At 56.0% G+C, this 22,518-nt stretch carries 16 protein-coding genes; 1 reads left to right on the plus strand and 15 read right to left on the minus strand.

Features of this window, described 5'->3' with window-relative positions:
- Positions 1-9: 9 nt before the first annotated feature.
- The 4 genes from AC0YNU_RS02100 to AC0YNU_RS02115 form a co-directional block, all read right to left on the minus strand.
- Positions 10-318 (minus strand): phasin family protein, encoded by a 309-nt coding sequence (locus tag AC0YNU_RS02100; RefSeq protein ID WP_161694424.1) that lies wholly within the window; start codon positions 316-318, stop codon positions 10-12.
- Positions 319-591: 273 nt separating this feature from the next.
- Positions 592-1,362 (minus strand): phytanoyl-CoA dioxygenase family protein, encoded by a 771-nt coding sequence (locus tag AC0YNU_RS02105; protein ID WP_475752655.1) that lies wholly within the window; start codon positions 1,360-1,362, stop codon positions 592-594.
- Between the two features lie 25 nt (positions 1,363-1,387).
- A complete protein-coding gene (locus tag AC0YNU_RS02110) occupies positions 1,388-2,386 on the minus strand; it encodes an aromatic ring-hydroxylating dioxygenase subunit alpha (RefSeq protein ID WP_475752656.1) in 999 nt (332 codons plus the stop codon).
- Positions 2,387-2,549: 163 nt separating this feature from the next.
- Positions 2,550-3,935 (minus strand): amidohydrolase family protein, encoded by a 1,386-nt coding sequence (locus AC0YNU_RS02115; protein ID WP_475752657.1) that lies wholly within the window; start codon positions 3,933-3,935, stop codon positions 2,550-2,552.
- A 304-nt stretch (positions 3,936-4,239) separates the two neighbouring features.
- Here AC0YNU_RS02115 and AC0YNU_RS02120 point away from each other — a divergent pair, with 304 nt between their 5' ends.
- The gene (locus AC0YNU_RS02120; RefSeq protein ID WP_475752658.1) at positions 4,240-4,698 is read left to right on the plus strand and encodes an Lrp/AsnC family transcriptional regulator; all 459 of its coding nucleotides are present in this window, start codon (positions 4,240-4,242) and stop codon (positions 4,696-4,698) included.
- 107 nt (positions 4,699-4,805) lie between these two features.
- On the opposite strand, the gene AC0YNU_RS02125 is transcribed toward AC0YNU_RS02120, so the two are convergent.
- From AC0YNU_RS02125 to AC0YNU_RS02175, 11 genes are all read right to left on the minus strand, one after another.
- The gene (locus tag AC0YNU_RS02125; protein ID WP_475752659.1) at positions 4,806-6,371 is read right to left on the minus strand and encodes a histidine kinase N-terminal 7TM domain-containing diguanylate cyclase; all 1,566 of its coding nucleotides are present in this window, start codon (positions 6,369-6,371) and stop codon (positions 4,806-4,808) included.
- 223 nt (positions 6,372-6,594) lie between these two features.
- Entirely contained in the window at positions 6,595-7,770 is a 1,176-nt protein-coding gene (locus tag AC0YNU_RS02130; protein WP_475752660.1) for a sugar ABC transporter permease, read from the minus strand.
- Between the two features lie 12 nt (positions 7,771-7,782).
- Positions 7,783-9,303, minus strand: a complete 1,521-nt coding sequence (locus tag AC0YNU_RS02135) for an ATP-binding cassette domain-containing protein (protein ID WP_475752661.1) — start codon at positions 9,301-9,303, stop codon at positions 7,783-7,785.
- Between the two features lie 93 nt (positions 9,304-9,396).
- Positions 9,397-10,500 carry a sugar ABC transporter substrate-binding protein gene (locus AC0YNU_RS02140; protein ID WP_475752662.1) on the minus strand — a complete coding sequence of 368 codons (1,104 nt, stop codon included), beginning with the start codon at positions 10,498-10,500 and terminating at the stop codon, positions 9,397-9,399.
- Positions 10,501-10,757: 257 nt separating this feature from the next.
- Complete coding sequence (gene xylF / locus AC0YNU_RS02145) at positions 10,758-11,840, minus strand: D-xylose ABC transporter substrate-binding protein (RefSeq protein ID WP_475752663.1); 1,083 nt, start codon at positions 11,838-11,840, stop codon at positions 10,758-10,760.
- Between the two features lie 40 nt (positions 11,841-11,880).
- The gene (locus AC0YNU_RS02150; RefSeq protein ID WP_475752664.1) at positions 11,881-13,470 is read right to left on the minus strand and encodes a response regulator; all 1,590 of its coding nucleotides are present in this window, start codon (positions 13,468-13,470) and stop codon (positions 11,881-11,883) included.
- Positions 13,467-14,906, minus strand: a complete 1,440-nt coding sequence (locus AC0YNU_RS02155; protein WP_475752665.1) for a sensor histidine kinase — start codon at positions 14,904-14,906, stop codon at positions 13,467-13,469. The genes AC0YNU_RS02150 and AC0YNU_RS02155 overlap by 4 nt, the downstream gene beginning before the upstream one ends.
- Positions 14,903-15,886 (minus strand): substrate-binding domain-containing protein, encoded by a 984-nt coding sequence (locus AC0YNU_RS02160; RefSeq protein ID WP_475752666.1) that lies wholly within the window; start codon positions 15,884-15,886, stop codon positions 14,903-14,905. Before AC0YNU_RS02160 ends, AC0YNU_RS02155 begins: the two co-directional genes overlap by 4 nt.
- 1,216 nt (positions 15,887-17,102) lie before the next feature.
- On the minus strand, positions 17,103-19,127 hold the full coding sequence (locus tag AC0YNU_RS02165) for a beta-galactosidase (RefSeq protein WP_475752667.1): 2,025 nt from the start codon (positions 19,125-19,127) through the stop codon (positions 17,103-17,105).
- A 4-nt stretch (positions 19,128-19,131) separates the two neighbouring features.
- Positions 19,132-20,721, minus strand: coding sequence for a response regulator (locus tag AC0YNU_RS02170; RefSeq protein ID WP_475752668.1), 1,590 nt, complete (start codon positions 20,719-20,721; stop codon positions 19,132-19,134).
- Positions 20,714-22,495, minus strand: a complete 1,782-nt coding sequence (locus AC0YNU_RS02175) for a sensor histidine kinase (protein WP_475752669.1) — start codon at positions 22,493-22,495, stop codon at positions 20,714-20,716. Before AC0YNU_RS02175 ends, AC0YNU_RS02170 begins: the two co-directional genes overlap by 8 nt.
- Positions 22,496-22,518: the final 23 nt, after the last annotated feature.

The raw sequence follows: 22,518 nt of genomic DNA on the forward strand, positions 1-22,518 counted from the left end.
TGCCCCCGATCATGACTCGGAAGGATTCACGCGTTCCCGTTCCAGCGCATCCAAGCGCTGCTCGATTCGGGCGATATCCTCCTTTGTCGCCAGCTTGTTCTCGCCAAGCAGCGCTTGCATGCGCTCGCGAGCCATCGTCTCGACCTGTTTGCGCAGCTCATCGCCCTTAGCGAGCAGTTCCTCCACCAGCGCTTTGGATTCCGCCTTGCTGACCTCGCCTTTCTTGACGAGCTCGTCGAACGTCTTCTCGACCTGCTCCTTGCCTGCGAGCGCCAATCCCAATCCCAATGAAATAGCTTTTCCGATCGTATCCTTCATCCGATTCACGACTCCTTCGAAGCTAAAGTTGCGGTACGTATTAATGGCCTGCACAAAATAGACGACTGCGACTAAGATATGCTTCCATTATACCCTTGGATTCCCGCCCTTACCAAGTGTACGCCAAATTCTGCCGGCATCCCGCGAAGAGGCGCCATGCGAATCTCATTGGGACGCGGCTGATTTATACGTTTGCCTGCTCCCTTACAGACGAAAAAAAGCCTGACCGCCCGTTCCGCCTTTCGGGGGACAAAGCCGATCAAGCTTCGCGTTTCAACCTCGGCGCGCTACCACCGGGAACATGTCCCCGGTAATGGCATCGCCGTCGCTCAAGCCCAGACCTTTCGTCAAGGGATGCCTGCTGCTTCCGTCGAACGTCGCATGCTCGGGCATATAGACGATCGTCAGCACCCGGCGGGGGCGGTCGGTCTGGTTCGCATACGCATAATGGAAGGTCAGCCCATGATGCACGGTGCAGCTTCCCCGCTTGAGCGGGACCGCAACCGGTTCATTGCCCGCGGCGGCCGTATCCTTCGCCAGCTCGAACAAGTCGACGGGCTTGACGAAATCGACATTGTCCAGCTTGCCGGCCCGATGGGAGCGCGGCACGAACGACAGGCAGCCGTTCGTCTCGTTGACGTCTTCGAGCGGAATCCACATCGTCATCACGTCGGACTCCTTCATCGGGAAGTACGTCGCATCCTGATGCCACGGCGTTGCTTTGGAATCGCCGGGCATTTTCCAGAACGCCTGGTCGTGAAACATCCGCAAGCCGGATGAATCGGTCAGCTGCAGCGCAATGCCCGCAAGGTAGGGACTGAGCGAATACTTCGCCATGCCCGCGGACTCCTTCCACGTGTTCATTCTCATGAGCAGCACGCGCTCCAGCTCCGGATTATCTCCGCCTGCGGCATGATCGCGCATGACTTCTTCCAAGTAAGTCGTCAGCTCTTCGAGCTCCGGCTCCGTCAACACGCCGTCCAACTGAACATAGCCTTCGCGCTCGTAAAATCTCACTTGCTCGTCCGTCACCTGATAAGCCACTGCTTTCGCCTCCCCTAGAGAGTGATTAAGCCATGCCGATCCTTACGCCAAGCTCGATCAACCATCGCCGGTAAGCGACGGACAGGACATCCGCCTTGTGGTTCAGCTCCTGCTGCAGATCAAGCGGAAGCAGCTCCGGCTTTTGGGTCTCGATGATCCAGGCATCCTGCTCGAACACCGTATCCTGAAACCGGATAAACTGCTCATCCGGCACATCGAAGCCATAATTACGCGAGACGGCCATGTAAACCGTACATTCCTTCTCCGTCACCGGCAGCACGGTCAGCAGAATCCACAGCGTCTCTCCCGTGGCCGCATCCCGCTTGGACAGGCGCCCCGCGAGCGGGCGAAACACTTCTTTCACATACACGTACGTCGTCCCTTCCTCCGCTTCGGAGCCGGAATGCGCCACGGGCTGGAAGATCGGCACATCGCTCGTGTATACGCGATCCTTCTCCTTGAACACCTTGAAGTCCGGCACTTCCGCATAATCCGGATGGCCGAGAAGACCGCCGTGCACGAACATCAGGTGGGCAAAATCCGTAAAGTTCTCGATGACTCTCGTGCCGGCAGCATGGACCGTATAGGGGCCGCAAGCCAGCGGCCGATAATCCGGATTTTCGAATTCCTCTAGATCCGGCAGCGAATGTGACGGTTCTCCGATGCACACCCATACCAGGCCGTACTTTTCCATGCAAGAATAATTCTCCGCGCGGGCTCGAAGCGGGATCGTGTCCGATTTGCCTTGCGCCGGAATGCAGACGCAGGCGCCGCTCCCGTCGTATTTCCAGCCGTGATATGGACAGACGAGGTTATCCCCTTCCACCCTTCCCTTGGACAGCATCGCGCCGCGGTGCACGCACAGGTCGCGCAGCGCGTAGACACCGCCGCTCCCCGCGCGGAATACGGCCACGCGTTCCCCAAGGATTGTAACCGACAGCGGTGCGTCGTTCAGCTTGCTCGCAATACATACGGGATGCCACTCATTCTCCAGCACGTTATCCTTCAGCGCTTCCGTCAACATATGCCCACTCTCCCCGGGTTTCTCGTCTCGATTTTGGTGTTTGCCTCGCTACGACCTCTGTAAATCGTGTTCCGTAATGCTTGCCTCACGCTCTCGCGTGCCGTGACCGACATGTCGTGATTAGCGTTACGGCCTAGCGCCTCATTGGCATTCGTAAGCGCGTCTACTCCACGCTGGCGAAGACAGGATAAGCCGGCGCCAGCTTGTGCCGCAGCGCATCGACGCGCGCCTGCGCCCTGCGGATGATTTCCGCCTCGTCCACGAGCGTGCATTGCCCATGACGCACGACGACCCGCCCGTTCACCAGCACCGTATCGACGTCGTTGCCGTTCGCGTTGTACACGATCGCCGAGCTGACCCGATGAACCGGCGCGATATGTGCTTTCTGCAGATCGATAATGACGATATCCGCCTTCTTCCCTGGCTCCAGGCTGCCAAGATCATCCTCCCTGCCGACGGCCTTCGCGCCGTTCCGAGTCCCCATCCGCAGCACCTCCATCGGCGGCATCAGCGTGGAATCAAGCCGGTCCACCTTGTGCAGGCATGCGGCGAATTTCAGCACCTCGAGATTATCCTGGCAGTTGTTGCTGCCGGGACCGTCGGTTCCAAGCGCAACATTGATGCCGCGCTCGAGCATGTCCGGTACCCTCGCAACCCCCGAGGCTAGATACATATTGGACACGGGACAATGAACGACCGTCGCTTCGCGCCTCGCGAGAATATCGAGCTCGGCATCGTTCAGCCATACGCCGTGCACCACTTGCGTTTGCCGGCCGAGCAGCCCGACCTCCTCCGCCAGCTCCAGGTTGCGCAAACCGAACCGCTCCAGCGTGTTATCGATCTGCTCCCTCGTCTCCGCAATGTGAATATGCGTAATCAAGCCGTTCCGTTCGCTGTACTTGGCGGCCTGCCTCAAGAACCCTTCCGAGCAGCCGTACAGGTTAAGCGGCCCCATCGCGATCGCGATTCGGCCTTCGCCTTCGCCCTGCCATTTGTCCAGCAGCGCATCGGTGTTGGCGAAGATCTCGTCGACGCTTTCGCTAAGTCTTGGCTCATAACTGAGATCGACGCCGCCCCGCGCCATATGGCCGCGAATGCCGGACTGCCGCATCGCCTCCAGCACGCCCTCGTCGTTGCCGGGATGGGTATGGATGTAATGATGGTCCATCACATACGTCGCGCCGGACTTCAGATTCTCGATGCAGCCGATCATGGCCGCCAGGTAGAAATCCTCTTCCTCCATCGCAAGCGACGCCGGCCATATAATCTGCCGCAGCCATTGTGCCAAAGGCAGATCGTCCGACACGCCGCGCATGAACGTTTGAAACAGATGCGTGTGGCAGTTGACCAGACCCGGTATGACCGCTTTGCCAGCGGCATTGATAACCGTATCCGCCAGCGCGAGCAGCGCGTCTTTGGAGCCATCCCCCGGCCAAACGCCGACTTCCGCGATCCGGGCGCCATCGATATAGACATATCCTCCCGGGATGACGTCCAACCCGTCGTTCATCGTCATGATCGTGCCGTTTCGAATGAGTGTCTTTGCCAAACGAATCACATCCTAAGTAAGGTATAAGGAACATTCGTACCGTTATCACGGAAAAATTCAATTTTCTATTTATTTATGTAATGTTATCTGACATAATTATATTTGTCTCTTCGTCTTCGCGTCAATCCGTTTTGTAAACCGAATTACTGGATTATCACTCAATTCATAAGGAAAATAGTGATTATTGGTTTACAACTCATTTAACTGTTAGCCCGAATAACGAACAATCGAAACCTAAACCTCACGCGACTATTACGTTAGCTATCATAACGTAACATTTTATTCTGATCGGGGAGCGATGCCTATGTTTCTGCCTCAAATGGACGCGATCGACCAAGACATTATTCGCTTGCTGCACGATAACGGAAGAATGTCCTATTCCAAAATCGGCGAGCAGCTGAATTTATCGCGCGTTGCCATCCAGAAGCGCGTGGATGCGCTGATCGAGGACGGCATCATCGAGAATTTCACGGTTCGGCTGAACGCGGCGCGTCTGGGGAAATTCGTCTCCGCCTTCTTCGAGGTGGAGGTGGAGCCAAGATTCGTGGAGCAGGCGGGCGAGCTGCTGTCGCGAGAGCCGGAGGTCATCAGCATCTATCAAATGACGGGGCCAAGCTCGCTGCATATGCATGCCCTTCTTCAAGACGAGAAGGCGCTGGAGGAGTTTCTGTTCAAGAAAATCTATGTGCTGGAGGGCATCGTGGGCGTCAATACGCATATGGTGATCCGCCGATTCAAGCAGGGGACGGGATTGGAGCTCTAGGTCGCCTAACCTTGCCATACAAAAAAGAAGGCAGCCGCAGCTGCCTTCTTGTCTATGCTTCTATGCTTCTATGCTTCTATGCTTCTATGCTTCATTCCCTAATACCGTCATGCCGTATACGCTTCCTCGAACAACCGGACGCGGTTGCGTCCCTCCCGCTTCGCCTCGTACAGCGCCATATCCGCGTTCTTCAGCAGCGCCTGCAGCGTCGCGCCGTCGTTGCCGGACTGCGATACGCCGAAGCTTGCCGTAATGGCGATCGTTTCGCCGTCCGCCAGAAGCGGTTCCGCGGCGAGCGCAGCCCGAATCCGGTCCGCCGATTCCCCCGCTCCCGAACGCGCGGTTGCCGGCAGGAAGAACACGAACTCCTCTCCGCCGTATCTGGCGAACAACGCATCCGGCGGAAGAAGACGATTGACGACCGAAACCACATGCTGAATAGCGAAATCGCCGGTCTCATGCCCGTACGTATCGTTGATGCGCTTGAAATAGTCGATATCGAACAGCACGACCGATGCCGGCGTCCCGCTTTCCTGCGCTTCCTTGAGCAGCTGCTTGCCCCGATAGATGAACGACGTGCGGTTCAGCAGCTTCGTCAAGCCGTCATGATAAGCCAGCCGCTCGAGCTGTTCCTGCAGCCTCCGCGGCTCCGTCACGTCGATCAGCATCAAGAGACTGCCGATGGATTCCCCGATTCGGCCGCGCACGACGGATGTACGAACCTGGTAATAGGCGTAGGAGCCATCCTTTGCCTGCCACCTCATGGCCTCCTGTTCGACGTCGGCATGCCGGTTAAGCGGAAAAGGAGCGCCGGTCATGCCGATCCACGCTTCATCCAGCGTCCGGCCGATCAGGCTGACGCGGAGTCCAGGCAGCATGCGGCTCGCCGCGCCGTTGAAATCGATCAACCGGTCCGCGCTGTCGAGCACGATAACGCCGTCCCCCATGCTCTCAAAGATGCTTTCTTTGGCGATCGGAACGATCGTCAGCATGCGCGTGGATATGATGGCCCAAATGTACATCGCCGACGTCACGCACAGGATGACCGGAACCGGATCCATGCCGTTCGGAACCATGCCCATCAAATAGACGAACGCCCCGGCCATCGGGAGAAACTGCCCGACGATGAGCGTCACGAGCTGCAGGCGGTACGCTTTCTTCGTGCTCTGCCATTTGCGCACGAGCAGCACGACGCCAGCCAGCATGGAACCGAACGTGAACGCGCCGTGCACGACATAGAATTGGCCGATGACGATATCCGTGAACGGCAGCGACGAGCCTTGGCGCACATGAACCGCTTTGTAAAACAAATGATGATACTCGTTCGTGGCGACCATGACGATCGACAGGACGGGAATCGCGAACAGCGCCGCTGCCATCTTGCGCGATACCGTCTTGCCGGTGTACTGCAGCACGACGATCAGGCCGAGCGCGGGCGCAGGCGCCATTCCCACATATTGGACGACCGTCCAATGAATAATGTCTTGCAGCGTGCTGCTTGCCATTCCGAACGCCACCGAAAAAATATAAATGGCCTGCGCGGTCGTATACAGCATGAACGTCCTGGCGCCGGCCATTTCTTCCCGCTTCAGATAGGCATACAAACAAAGAAACAACGTAAACACGCCCGAGGTCGCGACAAGCGAAATATACATCGTAAGTGAAGACCCCATTGTCAGCTCCCATGAAGATCATTGTGGATTTTTGTAACTTCGAGGCGAAAAAAGTCGATTTTATGGTACCACACCAGCATGGGGATGTCATGAGCTATTTTCGATTTCAGCCAACTTTATTCTTTACGTCATCCCTGCCCGCAGCACGCCGTAAATGTCGACCAATGAACGCAAACAGCCGGCGGCTGTTTCGCAACAGTCGCCGGCCGGCACGCGCGCAGTCTTATGCTCTCTGCTTGCGGGTCATGACATCGAAGATGACGGCGATCGCGAGTACCGCGCCGCGAATCATATATTGGTACGATATGCCGACGCCAAGCAGGTTCATGCCGCTCGACAGCGATGCCATGACGATCGCGCCGATGATGGAGCCCGTTACTTTGCCGACGCCGCCGGCCGCGGATACGCCGCCGACATAAGCGGCCGCGATCGCATCCAGCTCGAACAAGGTTCCCGCCGTCGTCGTTGCCGATTGCAGACGGGCCGTGAACAGAATGCCCGACAAAGCGGACAGCATTCCCATCGACCCGAACACGATATACGTGATTTTCTTGACGCTGATCCCGCTCAGATGCGCCGCTTCCGGGTTGCTGCCTACGGCGTAAATATGCCGGCCAAGCACGGTCTGCGTCGTAAGGAAATGATAGATGACGACGATCAGCAGCATAATGATAACCGTCCACGAGAAGCCGTTGTATCCCGCGATGATATACGTAATATAGGCGATGATCGCGGAGACGAAGATCAGTTTTACGGCGAACATGCCGCCGGAGATGACTTCGAAGTTGTAGCGCAATTTGTTCCGGCGCTTCGAGAATTCGCTGTACAAGTAGAAGACGATGACGACGGCGCCGAAGATAAGCGAGAGCAAATTCAACCCGCCTACCGTCGCGAGCGATGGAATATACCCGTTGCCGATGGCGTTGAAGCGATCGTCGTCGACGTTGATCGTGCCGGTCTTCTCGGTGACCCGCAGCAGCGCGCCCCGGAAGATGAGCATGCCCGCCAGCGAGGCGACGAACGACGGAATTCCGATCTGGGCGACGAGAAATCCGTTGAACATCCCGATGACGACGCCCATTACGAGAATGATCGGAATCGTGAAGTAGAACGGAACGCCGAGCTGCGACATGAAGATGGCGGCGATGGCGCCCATGAACCCCGCGGCGAACCCGACGGAGAGATCGATGTGCCGGATGACGATGACGAGCGTCATGCCGACGGCAAGCACGGCGATATACCCCGTCGCATCCAAGAGATTGCTGATGTTCCGCGAAGACATGAACAGGCCGTCCGTCATGATCGAGAACGTAAGCATAATGACGAATAACGCAATGTACATCCCGTATTCGCGAATGTTGACTTTGATTAATGATCTGGCTTCCTTGTATAAGTTCATCTGTCTTTCCCCCTATTGCGTTGCAAAATGCATGATCTTCTCTTGGTCGGCATCCTCGATGGCCAGCTCGCCCGTTATTCTGCCTTCCGCCATTACGTACACGCGGTCGCTCATGCCGAGCACCTCGCCCAGCTCGGACGAGATCATGATGATGCTCAACCCTTCGCTGATCAGCTTGTTCATGATCGTATAAATTTCGAATTTGGCTCCTACGTCGATGCCGCGCGTCGGTTCATCCAGGATGAGCAGCTTCGGACCGACGAACAGCCATTTGCCGAGCGATACCTTCTGTTGATTGCCGCCGCTCAGATTCCCGACGAGCTGCTCGACGGACGGCGCCTTGATATTCATCGATTGCTTATAGCCGTTGGCGATCTTGACTTCCTCGTTGCCGTTAAGGATGCCGCGCGAGGCGACCGCTTCCAGATTGGCAGCCGATATGTTGCTTTTGATGTCCTGGATCAGGAACAAGCCGTCGCCCTTGCGATCCTCCGTCACATAAGCGATGCCCGCCTTGATCGCGTCCCGCGTATGCTTGAAGACCCGCTCCTTCCCTTCCAGCAGCAGGTCGCCCTGCAATTTATACGACTTCGGATTGCCGAACAAGCTCTGCGCCAATTCCGTTCTTCCGGAGCCCATCAAGCCGGCAATGCCGACGATTTCGCCTTTTTTCACGTGGAGATCGACGTTCTTGACGACTTTCCTGCCAAGCTTCGCGTCGTAAGCAGACCAATTGCGGATCTCGAGCACGTTCTCGCCGAACGCCCGGTTCGTCCTTTTCGGATAAATATCGTCGATTTCGCGTCCGACCATGTTTTTGATGATGATGCTTTCGGAGATTTCGCCTTTCGATGCATCGAGCGTGCAGATCGTCCGGCCGTCGCGGAGAACGGTCGCTTTGTCCGCGATCGCGATGACTTCCTTCAGCTTGTGCGAGATCATAATGCATGTGATGCCCTGCTGTTTCAGCTCGCGGAGCAGCGTCAGGAGGTTCTCGCTGTCATCCTCGTTCAACGCGGCCGTCGGCTCGTCGAGAATAAGCAGCTTCACATCCTTGCTTAATGCTTTCGCGATTTCGACCAATTGCTGCTTGCCGACGCCCAGATCCTTGATCTTCGTCTCGGGATTGACGTTCAGCTTCACTTTCCGCAGCATTTCCTTCGCCTGCACGATCGTTTGGTTCCAGTTCACGACCGCGCCTTGGGTAATTTCGTTACCTGCGAAAATATTTTCGTACACCGTCAAATCGGGGAACAGCGCAAGCTCCTGATAAATGATCGCGATCCCCGCCTTGACGCTGTCGCTAATCTTGGCGAAGCTTTGCACGCTGCCTTCGAACACGATGTCGCCTTCATAGGTTCCGTGCGGATAAACGCCGCTCAGCACTTTCATCAGCGTCGATTTGCCTGCGCCGTTCTCGCCGATCAGGCAATGGATCTCGCCCTGCTCGACCTTGAAATTAACGCCGGAGAGCGCTTTGACTCCCGTGAACCCTTTCGAGATCTCCTTCATTTCCAATATCGCTTTGCTCATGTTTATCGCTCCTAACGGGACCATTCCTGCGCACGGGAAGCAGCGGGAGACTTGCGTCCGCCGCCGCTTCCCCGCAGGAAATCGGTGATGCGCTTACAGCCCTGTGAAATCGCTCGCTTTGTAATAACCGGAATCGATCAGTTTTTCTTTCACGTTGTCTTTGTCGACGACGATAACTTCCGTTTGTTTTGCTTTGACGTCGATTTTGCCGTTGTTGTACGAACCCGTCGTCTCCGGCGCATTGCCTTCGAGGAGGGAAACCGCCATGCCCATCGCGTCTTTGACCAGGCTGCGCACGTCCTTGAACACCGTCATGGATTGCTTGCCGTCGATGACGTATTGAACGGAAGCTTGCTCGGCGTCCTGACCGCTCACGACATAGCTCTTGATTGCCGAATCCGAACCGAATACGTCGGCGATGGAACGCGCGGTGCCGTCATTCGGGGCCAAGATCGCAACGTCGCCTTTCATGTCCGCCGCCGCGGCCGTCAGATGCGTCTGCGCTTTGTTTTTAGCTTCGTTGGCATCCCAGTTCGTCGTCACTTGGCCGATGATTTTGCTCATTTCGTCGCGGGACAGCTCAGCCTTGCCTTTCAGGCCTTCCGCTTCGCTGGAGTTCGCGATTTTGAACGTGCCGTCCGCGATTTTCGGCTGCAGCACCGTCCAAGCGCCTTGGAAGAACAAGAACGCGTTGTTATCGGAAGATGCGCCGGCGTAGAGGTAAAGCGGCTCGCCGTTGCCTTTGGCGTGATCGACCAAGTATTGCGCTTGCGCTTTGCCTACTTCTACGCTGTCGAACGTTACGTAGTAGTCGACGGCGTCCGTTTTGGTGATGAGGCGGTCATAAGAGATGACTTTGATGCCGGCTTTCTTCGCCGATTCCACTGCACCAGCTGCCGCGTCGCCGTCCTGCGGGCAGATGATCAGGACTTGAATCCCTTTATTGATCAACGTTTCCACGTTTTCTTTCTCTTTCGCCGAAGAACCTTGACTGAACAAAATTTCGGTCGAATAATCCGTTCCCTTCAGCGCATCCTTGAAGCGCTGTTCATCCTGTACCCAACGCGGCTCGTCTTTCGTCGGAAGCACGATACCGACGCTCACCTTGCTGCCTCCGTTTTTGCCGCATGCCGCTACGGCTACTGCCAGGATCATAATCACGAGCAGCAGCGAGATCCGTTTCAATCCTTTTCCCATTTGTGTTACCCCTCTCGATAATGAAAATGTCTGAAGCGCTTACAAATCCAACTATAGCACCGGCGCCATCGTCTGAAAGCGCTCTCTTATAGCACTTTTTTCATACTGCCTATACTATTTTGACATGGGCTTGTCCGCATACGCGCAGCTGCGATTCAAGGTGTGGTCCAGCATTCGCGAAGCAATGCCGGAAAAGCAAAAAGAACGGCGCCTCTGCTTGGCTGCAGAAACGCCGTTCTCTCACTTATATGCTAGGCCTACTTATTCACGTTGCGGTATACGTCTTCCCGGCTATGAAATCCGTCCGCGATAATCGTCGCATCGATATTCGATCGATTGACGGCGATCGGCTCCAGCAGGATGGCCGGCACGTCGATTTTCTTGTTGAACACGGTCTTGTCCGTGCTCACCTTCTTGCCCTGGGCCATCTGCACGGCAAGCGCGGCCGCCGTCTCGGCCAGCTTCCGGATCGGTTTGTACACCGTCATCGTCTGCGTTCCTTCCACGATCCGCTGCGCCGCGGCCAGCTCCGCATCCATGCCGGTAACCGGCGTTTTCCCCGCCAGCTGCCGTTCGGCCAACGCGCCAACGACGCCGCCCGCAGTCCCGTCATTCGCCGCGAGCACGGCGTCGACCGCATCGCGGTTCGCCGCGAGTGCCGTCTTCATGTTCGCCAGCGCATTGACCGGCTTCCATTCTTTGGTGAATTGATCATAGACGATTTGAATGTCGCCGCGGTCGACAAGGGGCTGCAGCACGTTCATCTGTCCCCGCTTGAACATATGCGCGTTATTGTCGGTGTCGGCACCTTCGATCAGCACATAATTCCCGCGCGGCACTTGAGAGACGAGCGCCTGCGCCTGCAGTTCGCCCACTTTCTCGTTGTCGAACGATACATAGAGATCCACGTCCGCGTTCAAGATCAAACGGTCGTACGAAATGACCTTCACGCCGGCCTGATGCGCCTTCGCCACGATCGCAGCCGATACTTTGGCGTCATGCGGCACGACGACGAGCACATCGACATGCTTCGAAATCATGTTCTCCGCCTGCGCGATCTGCTTGGCGTCATCACCGTTCGCCGCTTGTACGTCGACCTTCGCGCCCAGCTTCTCGACCGCGGCTTTGAACAGATCCCGGTCTTTCTTCCAGCGTTCCTCCAGCAGCGTATCCAGCGACAACCCGACAACCAATTCATGGACAGCCGCTTCGTTCTGTTCCTGCGCCGCGGGTTTCGTTTCACTCCCGGCGCCTTGATTGTCGGACGAACAAGCGGAGAGCACAGCAAGCAGAATCGTCAATACGCCAGCCAATCCGCTACGTTTGAAGCTCTGCTTCATTCTTCATCCCTCCTTCCTTAAAGCCGCCTGTTGCAGCTGCCTACGTAAGTTTCTTATCCAGCGGACGAAGCAGCATTTTGCGATATTCCGTGGGCGAGTAGCCGACGATCTTCTTGAATACCCGGCTAAAATAGTTCGGATCATGGTAGCCGATCTCGTACGTGATTTCCTTCAAGCTTTTCTCCGCGTCGAGCATCAGCTGCTTCGCCCTCTCCATGCGGCATTCCGTCAAATAATCGATATAATTCATGCCGAAATGCGATTTGAACAGCTTGCTGACATAGAACGGATTCCGATCGACCGCAGCCGCAACCCGCTCCAAGGACAGATTCTCGCGGGCATGCTCCCGGATGTACGTCTTCATCGTCATGACGAGATCCGATTCCATGTCGCCTGCTTTCAATGCCGTCGCTTCCGCCAAACGTCCAAGAAGAACGCTCGTTTCCGTCTTCAGCTGCATGTAGCCCGAGGTCTGATGCGGATAGTAAGGCTTATCGAGTTCGTAGCCCATCTCCTCCAGCATCCGCGTCAAGATAATGAGCACTTCGAAGATCCGCTGCTGCGCGATCGCGATCGGCTGTCCCGCGCTTTCATACGCTTCGATGACGCGGATGGCGCCCGAAACGGCCGATTCCCAATGGCCTCGGCGCACATCCTCCAGCACGCATTTCTCGAGCTCCAGGACACGTGGTCCGCTTGACGGATGCTCATGCAGCGGGAGGTCCTCATACAGCCGGAAGCGTGCGGGCAGCGACAGATCGACGGAGGCGAGCAGCGCTTCGTGATAGGATTTGCGCAAGTCTTTCCGATCGGCGTACAGACCGCCGACGCCGATGAACGGCTCCGCGCCGGTCATGCGGCGCAGCGCCTGAACGAGCGTTCTGCCGAGACCGACGGCTGATTGACGGTATGACTGGCGGCTGTCTTTGAATACGATAAGCGGAATTTGCTTGCCTGAAGCTTTGCCGACCCAGCCATGCACGGACGAAGCCTCCAATTGCTGCGCCAGCCGAAGCTGAAGCTCCTCGAACTCTCCATGCAAGCCTTCTTGCGAAGCATGATTATCGTGCAGCAGCACGTTCATGACGAAGCCGTCGTTCATCTCCGGAGCTTCCAGCAGGTCAATCATCTCGTTCAAATGCACGGACGGAGCAAAGTCGAACAGCAGCTGCGAGACGATATCGGCCTCTACGACGGGCAGCATCCTCCGCAGCCGCTCCTGATCTTGGCGCCGGCTCTCCACATCCCTGCGCGATGCGCGAATCTCGTCCGCCACCTTGCCGATCGTTTCCAACACGACCGCGGTTTTGCTCGGCTTCAGCAAGTAATCGCGCACGCCTAGCCGCAGCGCCTGCTGCGCGAACTCGAACGTGTCGTAAGCGGTGACGACGATGAATTTCACTTGCTTATCCGTTTCCATGATGGTCTCGATAGCCTGCAGTCCGCCTATGCCCGGCATCTTGATGTCCATCGTGATCAGATCCGGCTTCAGGCGCGCCGCCGCTTCGATCGCTTCGCGGCCGTTGGCGGCCTGGCCGACGATGACGATATCGTCCATGCCTTCCTGGATCATGCGCTGCAGCGCGGTCCGTTCGATCGGTTCATCATCCACGATCAATAGCGATATCATGTTTCCGGCCTCCTTGGCAGCTTGAGCGTAATGCTGGTTCCTTCTCCGATCGCGGCGTCGATCGCGATCAATTCCTCTTCGCCGTAGAACAGCTGCAGCCGATCGCGCACATTGCGGATGCCCAGTCCCGTAGAATGGCCCTTGTAATCCGCCGACTCCGCGTCCGACATCAGGCTGGCCTGCTTCTCCGGCGTCATGCCCGGACCGTTGTCGCTCACCTGCACGAGTACGTACTCGCCGCCGTCAACGACGCGAAGCGTAAGCACGCCGCCGTCTTCCGACGGTTCAATGGCGTAGATGAAGGCGTTCTCGACGAGCGGCTGCAGTATGAGAATCGGCACCTCCAGCTCCAGCGCGGCTTCGTCGATGTCCCGGACGACAATGACGCGGGAACCGAAGCGCGCCTGCTGAATCGTCAAATATTCTTCCACGACGTTGATCTCGTCCCGGAGCGATACCCGGCTGTCCATCCGACGAAGATTGTAGCGCAGCATGCCGGCCACCGAGCTGATCAGCTCGCTCGTCTTGTCCGCGCCCGCCAGATAGGCTTCCTTGGACAGCATATTCAGCGTATTGAACAGAAAATGCGGATTGATCTGGCTTTGCAGGCTCTTCAGCTCGCTTTCCTTGAGCATCAGCTTATGCTTATGCAGATCGTATTCCAGCTGCGCTTTGCTTTGGATTTCATCGAATAGATTGCCGATGCTAAGCCGCATGTTGTCCAGCGTCTTGGCCAGGAACGACATATCGTCATTGTTGTCGATGACAATCGGCTTCTGGAAGTTGCCTCGCGACAACTCGCGCGCCGACTGCGTCAGCTTCAGAATCGGCCGCGTGACACTGTTTACGAACCGATAGGAGAACAGCAGCAGCAGCAGCGACACGAAGGCGAGCGTCCAAAAGCCCATTTTCTTGATCTCATTGCTTCGCTCGATGATCTGCCTATAGAACGCGTCATAGGTATGCTGTTCGCTGCCGATCAGCGACAACGCCGCCTCCGAAATATAGCCGGAAATATTCGATGCCTCGTCGAATTGTTCCGCAACCGCTTCATCGTCATGGTCGCGCTGGAACCGAACGGCCAAATTCATCGCCTGCGATTGACTGTCCACCATATGCTGAAAATCAACGAGCTGCATTTCGTTGTTCGGGTTGCGCAGCAGGTTCATGTCCATCTTCATGCGCAGCAGCCGGTTGCTGTCTTCGACATACTTCCGCAGATTATCGTCGGTCGGCGACATCCGGTATGTGTTCAGCGTCGTCAGTGCTTCCCGGCTCAGCTCGGAGGCTTGATTCATCAACAGATAGCGCTGCAGAATGCCATTGTACTTCTCCACCGTCCGCTGGTTGAAAATACTCATGGAGATCCAAATGAACGCCATTATGATCCAAATAATGATCGAGAGCATCATCATTTTGCTGCGAATCGTCTTCATGGCGCTTCCTCTTTCACGTCGGCGGGCTCGACGACGCTGATCGGCGTGTAGTAGCTGGGATCGAGCGGCAGGCGTTCGCTGTCCAGCCAGCGCTGCAGCAGATCGACGCTCATTTTCCCCATGTCCTCGTAATGCTGCGACAGTCCGGCTTGAATAAGGCCGCTCTTGATCATCGACTCCGTCTGCGGCGAAGCGTCGAACATGAACACTTGGCTGGCCTTCTTCCTCGAGCGGGAATCGACCGCCTCCACGATGCGCTTGCCCGAATCGGCGGGAAGTCCGATGAACGCGGTCACGTCCGGATCATGGTTCAAAATATCGAAGGTCTGCATGCTCGCCTGCAGCTTCGACGCATCCTCGGAGGCGAATACGAGCTTAATGCCGGCATGCAGATCCAGCACCTCGCGCAGCCCCTTGAGCCTCAGCTGATCGGTATCCGAGGATTCCGCGTTCGTAATGACGCCGATTGTCCCTTTGCCTTTCAATTGCTCGGCGAGATGCCGACCCATCAGAATGCCTTCCTGGTAATGGTTGGAGCCGATATACGTTTTGCGCAGGCTGCCCGGCGCGTCCGAGTTAATCGTAATGACCGGAATCCCCTTCTCCGTCGCTTTGTTCACCAGCCGCACGAAATCCGGCCGGTCAGCCCCTTCCAAAATGATGCCGTCCACCTTGGAAGCGATTGCAACATCGATCTGCTTCAACAACTCTTCGTCGTTCAAACGGTATACGCCCCAGAAATCAATCATCATGCCGTGTTCGGCCGCCGCGTCGCGAGCGCCCTTCTCGATTTCGTCCATGACGTAGCTCCCTAGCTCTTGCGAGATCACGACCACCCGCTCGGAATGGGTGCCGAGCGCGGTTTCCGAGCTACCCGTCATCCCCATGTCGCCGCGGTAGATCGTCAGCATCAAGTAAAGCGTCACCGTTAACGCAGCCAAGCTGCCGGCAAAAACCGTGGCAAATAGTAGCTTTTTCATGCTAGCCCCTTAATGAAAGCGTTTTTGCACCTATTCTATCCGGAAATCCATGCTTTGCATAGGTGTAATATTTGTGAGCTGGGTGGGTTTTATTAATGTGCGGCCTCGGATGCGACATTATTTTCCTTCCGAAACCTGTTTTACCGCACCCAACTGGCATTCCCTCCATATCCGAACTGCGTACGTGATCAACCGGCAATCGGCCCGCATCCATTGCTCCGCCCGTAATTCACCTGCCCGGGAGCAGCCAGTATCCAGCGTCCAAACCTCAACCATCCCACCCATACCAATCGCTATTTAGATGCAAATAACCGCTGTCCGCAAACAACCGGCAGCTCGCACGAACAGCATTTCGTCAGTCGAACAAGAGCGGTTGGGCGAAATGCTCGCGGAGAGATGTTGATTCAGAAAATAGATGTAAAAGTGCAGCTAAAATCGGGATCAACCGCGGTTTGGCTCGATTTAGCTGCAAAAGTGCAGTTATTTCAAGCCCATTTCATTGAATTTCCTATTTCCGCCCTAAATAAGTGCAGATTTGCAGTTATTTTTGTTTTGAAGGCGGTTTAAAGCGAAATAGATGCAGATTTGCATCTATTTCTCGCGTCGAGTAATCGGATTCAATATGAACACGAACGGTCGAATAGGAATGTTGGATTCCAGTTTGTCGCGTGCGAACGGAGGAGAATGAAGAATTATTCGCGGTCGCGTGCGAACGGAAGGGAACGAAGGGTTCTACGCAGTAGCCCCTACGAGCGGTCGGGAACGAATGGTTCTACGCAGTAGCCTGCGAGCGGTAGGGAACGAAGGGTTCTATGCAGTAGCCCCTACGAGCGGTAGGGAACGAAGGGTTCTACGCAGTAGCCTGCGAGCGGTAGGGAACGAAGGGTTCTACGCAGTAGCCCCTACGAGCGGTAGGGAACGAAGGGTTCTACGCAGTAGCCTGCGAGCGGTAGGGAACGAAACGTTCAACGCATCCGCGTCCAATACATTAAGAGCTCTTCTTCCACTTCTTGTTGTAGTTGAACAAAAAAAGACGCGCCGTCAGCACGTCTCTCCTAAGTCATTATTCTTTCGTTATTATTCTTTCGTTATTATTCTTTCGTTATTATTCTTTAGTTATTATTCTTTAGTCATTATTCTTTCATTATTATTCTGTCGTCAGTATTCTGACGCAGTATTCTATCGTTATTGTTCCGTCCTTATTTTAACTCCCCGTTTACTCCGTCACAGTCGGATCCGCACTCGGCTGACCAAGCATCCACACCCCGTTGCCTTCCAGCTCCGCCGGTCCGCTCTCCAAGATGCGGCCCGACAGCGCGTCCTGCCGAATACCGCCAAGGTTCACGATGACCGGTTCCACCGTATGGTTGATGACGAACGTGTATTCACGCTCGTCGTTCGAGCGCGATACGATTTCAACGCCCGGAGGAGCAGTGACCTCGGGACGTCCGAGGAGGATTCCAGCTTCCCCGCAGATCGTACCGAAGATATGATCGCGCAGAGTTGGATCGATTTCGGTGCCGATGTAGTACGCTTGCCCTCTTCCGAACGCATGCTTCGTGACGGCCGGACGGCCCGCGTAATAATCCTCGTCGAACACGGCGAGCGCCTCGGCGCCTCGCAGCTCGATCACGTCCACCCATTTGCCTCCGCCATAGACGGCGTCTTGCCCGTTCGCCTTGATCCGCCGTTGATCATCCTTGAACAGGACGCCGTACTCTTCTACCGTAATGCCGAGCAGCTCCGCGAATTTCCCCGGTAGCGTCAAAGGCTCCATACGGTTGTCCCAGTCCTTCGCCCCTGCGCGGAAGTCGAGCACGAGAGAGCCTCCCGCTTCCACGAACGCATACAGGCGCTCCACCATGTCGTCCGTCGCCATGATGAAATTGGACAGCACGAGCAGCTTGTATTTGGAATAATCCGTATTGGGCGATACGATATCCGTACCGATGCGATGATCGTAGAAAAATTGATAATAGCCCGTAAAATGATCCAGATACGAATAGTTCATGATGTGCGGCTGAATCTCGAACGTCCATTCGTTGTCGTACGAACGAAGCATGGCCGCCTGCGGCCGGTTCTCCGTTCCTTCGAGCAGCCACGAGACCCGCTTCAGCTCTTCGCCGACCGCTTTCGTCTCCGCGTATTTGCGACCTGGCTTCCCGTCATGCTGCAGAATGGCATGCCAGAATTGCTCGGCGCCGAACAAGCACCCGCGCCAGCGGAAATACAGAATCCCGTCCGCTCCATGAGCGATCGACTGGTACGTCCAACGTCGCAGCTCCTGCGGCTTCGGCGTCGGGAACATGATATTGCCGCCGGGCTGGCCGCTCTGATGCTCCATGATCCAGAAGTTCTGCTCCTTCAGCCCGCGCGTCATGTCATGCGACATCGCCGCGATGGCAGGATTAACGTCCCGCGTGAACATGAGGTTCGGATAGTTGTCCCAAGACGCGATATCCAGCTCCTCGGACAAGTCGTAGCCGTCGATTTCGTTGAACGTGCCCATCAAATTATGCGTAATGAGCTGACGCGGCGCGATCGAGCGGATCAGATCCGTCTGCAGCTTCTGGAATTTGCATACCGAATCCGATGCGAATCGGCGGTAATCCAGCTCCAAGCCCGGGTTATGAAGCGGAAACGGCGTATTCGTAGGCAGCACGATTTCATGCCACTCATTATAGATTTGGCTCCAGAATACAGTGCCCCAACGTTCGTTCATGGCGTCGATATCGCCGTATTTCTCTTGCAGCCAGACATGGAACGCCGTTCTGCAGTTCTCGCAGTAGCAGCGGGTCGTCTCGTTGCAGCCGAACTCGTTGTCGATCTGCCACCCCAAAATGTTAGGATTGTTAGCATATCGGCTAGCCAAGCGCTCGACGATCTTTCGGATGTACGGTTGATAGGACGCAGCGTTATAACAGTAATGCCTGCGGTTGCCGAAGCCCCGCACATGCCCGAATTTATCCCGCATGTAAATATCGGGATGTTTGTCCATCAGCCATTTCGGCGGGGTGGCAGTCGGCGTTCCAAGTATGACGCGGATGCCATGCTCCGCCATTAGATCGATAATGCGGTCCAACCAGGAGAAGTCGAATTCCCCTTCTCTGCGTTCCAGCTTGGACCAGGCGAACTCGCCGATCCGGACGACGTTCATCCCTGCCTCCTGCATCATGCGGACATCCGTTGCCCACCGTTCCTCCGGCCAATGCTCCGGATAATAGCAAACTCCGAACAGCATGCGATCACTCCCTCGATTGAGGCTGATACGACGATCGATATTCGCCGGCGCTCAGTCCCGTATATAATTTGAACCGTTTATAGAACCAGTCTAGCTCGCCGAACCCGACTTCCTGCGCGATCTCGTACACCTTCTTGTCCGTGAAACGAAGCAGCTCCTTCGCCTTCTCCATCCGAATCTGAAGCAGGTACTCGTTGAACGACGTGCCGGCGTTCGCCTTGAACAGCTTGCCGAGGTAATGGGGGTTCATATACACCTGCTGGGCGATGCTGCGCAGGCTGATGGGCGTCTGGAACTGTTCCTGGACAAGCTTCTGTACCGTGACGAACACTTTGTTCGGCTGCTGTTCCTTCATGCGCACGAGCAGCTCGAAGGCGGACAGGCATTTGTTCTCGATGAACTGGTGCAGCTCGTCGATCGTACGGATCGTCATGACATGATCGTAGTCGCCGAACTGCGAATCGAACAAGAGCGCATGGTTCGCGCCCGCTTCCTTCACGACATGGAACAATTGGATGAGCTGCTCCAGGACGCGAAGCTTGATAATACCAGGTTCCACGTTGCTGGATCTGTACGCTTCCTTCAAGGCGAGAAGCGCCTCCCGGACCCGGTCCAGGCGGAAGCTCTTCATTGCCTCGATGACGTTCTCCTCCATGGCGCGGAGCTCCGTCTGTTCCGTGTCCTTCGCTTCGACCGACATGCTCGTCAGGATGGCATTCTTCCCCCGCAGAAACTTACCGTCGAGCGCTTTCTCCGCCGCCGCGAAGGACTGCGGTACATGCTCGCGGGCGTAGACGACGTGGCCGACGCCGATGCTGACGGTTTCCTTGGCATACAGACTGATCGACGATGCCAATCGCTCTGCCAGCGAAAGCCGGTCGCTCTGCTCGGCCTTCTCGTCTCCGCCGCCGCACAGCACCGTAAACCGTTCTTCCGACTCCTCGAAGACATAGCAGCCGACGCCGCACACATCCTCGATGATGTTGCGAATCGCGAATCGCTTGAGCGACAGCTCCTGATCCGTCCAGTACGCATGCAGCGCCTGCACGAAATCCATTTCGATGACCAAGCAGCATAAGGAAGGCCAATCTACGGACAAATTGAGCAGCTTCGATTGTTCCTGGAACTCGCCCGCCTTCACCTGACCATGCACCCACTGCTTGAAGAAACGGTCGCGCAGCGCGGACACGCCGAGGTTCAGCTGTTTATGCGTCCTGTATTTGACGTCCAGCTCGCCCTTGATCCGCTCGATGACGGCAGCAAGATCGTCCTCGTCCACCGGCTTCAGCAAATAATCCTGCACGCCCAGCTTCAGCCCTTGGCGCGCATATTCGAAATCGTCATATCCGGTCAGGATGATGACCTCCGCGCCCGAAAATTTCCGCAGCTCGGCGATGAACTCGAGGCCGCTCATGATCGGCATCCGAATATCGGTCAGCACCAGCGAATAGTAATGGCCGCGCATCAATTCCAGCGCTTGCTGGCCGTTCTCTGCTTCGCCCTTGATCTCGAAGCCGAGCGACTGCCAGTCGATCAAGTATTTCAATGATTCTCGTGCAAATGGCTCATCCTCTACGATCAACACGTCATACATCGCCGTCACCTCTCGCGCCTGTTTCGTCCGGGAGAATCATCGTCACTCGCGCGCCTTGACCTTCCGTGCTTTCGACGTTCAGCCCATAGGACTCGCCGTACATATCCTTCAATCTGCTGTGCACGTTCCGCAGCCCGATATGGGTATCGCGGGACAACGTCGTTCCTTCCTTCAGCCATCGATGAATCTCGGCCAACCGCGCCGCCGTCAAGCCGAGTCCATCGTCCTCGACGGTCAAGAGGATCCGGTCGTCCTGCCGCTTGCCCGTCACGCGAAGATGGGAGAAGCTGTTGTTCAGCTCGATCCCGTGCACGATCGCATTCTCGACGAGCGGCTGAAGCGACATCCGCGGAATCGCAATCGACCGCATGTCCTCGGGAATATCGATGACATAGTCGAATTTGTCGACGTACCGATACGCCTGAAGCTGGAGATAACGATCGATGAATTCGATCTCCTCCATGAGCGGGATCTCTTGTCCGCCGTTCTTCAGCATCATGCGGAACGATTTGGCGAGCAGCCCGATAATACGGGCGTTCTCCCGGTCGCCGGAGATGAGCAGCTTGCCGCGGATCGTGTTCAAGATGTTGAACAGAAAATGCGGCTTGATCTGCGCTTGAAGCGCATACAATTCCGCTTCTTTCGTCCGTAGCTCCTGCTCCTGCCGGTCGATTCTCGCCTGATACGTCTCGTTCACAAGCTGACCCAGCCGCCTTACCATCACATTGAAGATTTGGCCCAGCTGCGCGACCTCATCCTTGCCTTTTACCTCGATGAAGCTTTCGAAATTATCTTTGTGAACGCGTCTCATCTTCGTCGACAGCTCGGTAAATCGACGCGTCAGGCCGAGCGAGAATCCGAAGATCAGCGTCGCCGAGAGGAACATGGCGACGGCCAGCAGCACGAGCGCCAGCGACTGCAATTGCTTGATTTTCGGCATGAATTCCGTAACCGGGATGAGCGTGATGACTTTCATGCCTCTGACCACGTTGCGCGAATCGAGCGTTTTGTATAACACCTGATAGCTGTCCTTGCCGTCTTTATAGAGAAAGCTGCCTTCCGCGTCCCCCATGATCCGATCGCTGAACGGAAGCTTCTTCAAATTATCGATTGGCGACTTGGCGGACGAGTCGAGCAAGGTTACTCCGTCCGGCATCGTAAATAAGAATCGTTTGCTCTTGCTTTCCTCGTGAATCAAGTCATTCAGCACGCTGACGTTCACCTCGATCGACACGACCAGCGGCGAATTCGGATTTTGCTTATTCAGCCGTTTGCGGAGACTGAACACCTTGTGCTCCGGAAACTCGTTCATGTACGAAGCCGTCCAATAGGTGCCGAACGGATTGCTCATGACTTTCTGGTACCAATCGCTCGATCGTATATCCGCGTCGATCAGATTAAAATTCGCGAATACGAACGACGGATTGTCCGTGTAGATGATCAGGGACGATACGTTCTGCGTCAGCTTCATCGCGGAGTCGAGCGGCTCGAACTTACTGAAATAGTCGTCGTACGCGTCGCGAAGATCCGGATAATTCTGCGAAAGCATTTCCTGGAGCGACGAATTCAAATAGAGGGAATTCGCGATTTCTTCATAAGCTCCGAGCGTATGATCCAGGTTGACGGCCACCTGGGACAGCGACAGATCCGCGTTATCGACCATGTTGTCGAAGACGATATCGCTGCTGCGCTTCATCAACGCGTACGTCAATGCGCTGAGCAAGAGCAGCATGATGAACAGATTGGCTAAGATCAGCTTGGTGCGTATTTTCATCGTAGCGTTCCCCTTGGCTGTCG

The sequence above is a fragment of the Paenibacillus sp. J31P316 genome, assembly GCF_056269105.1.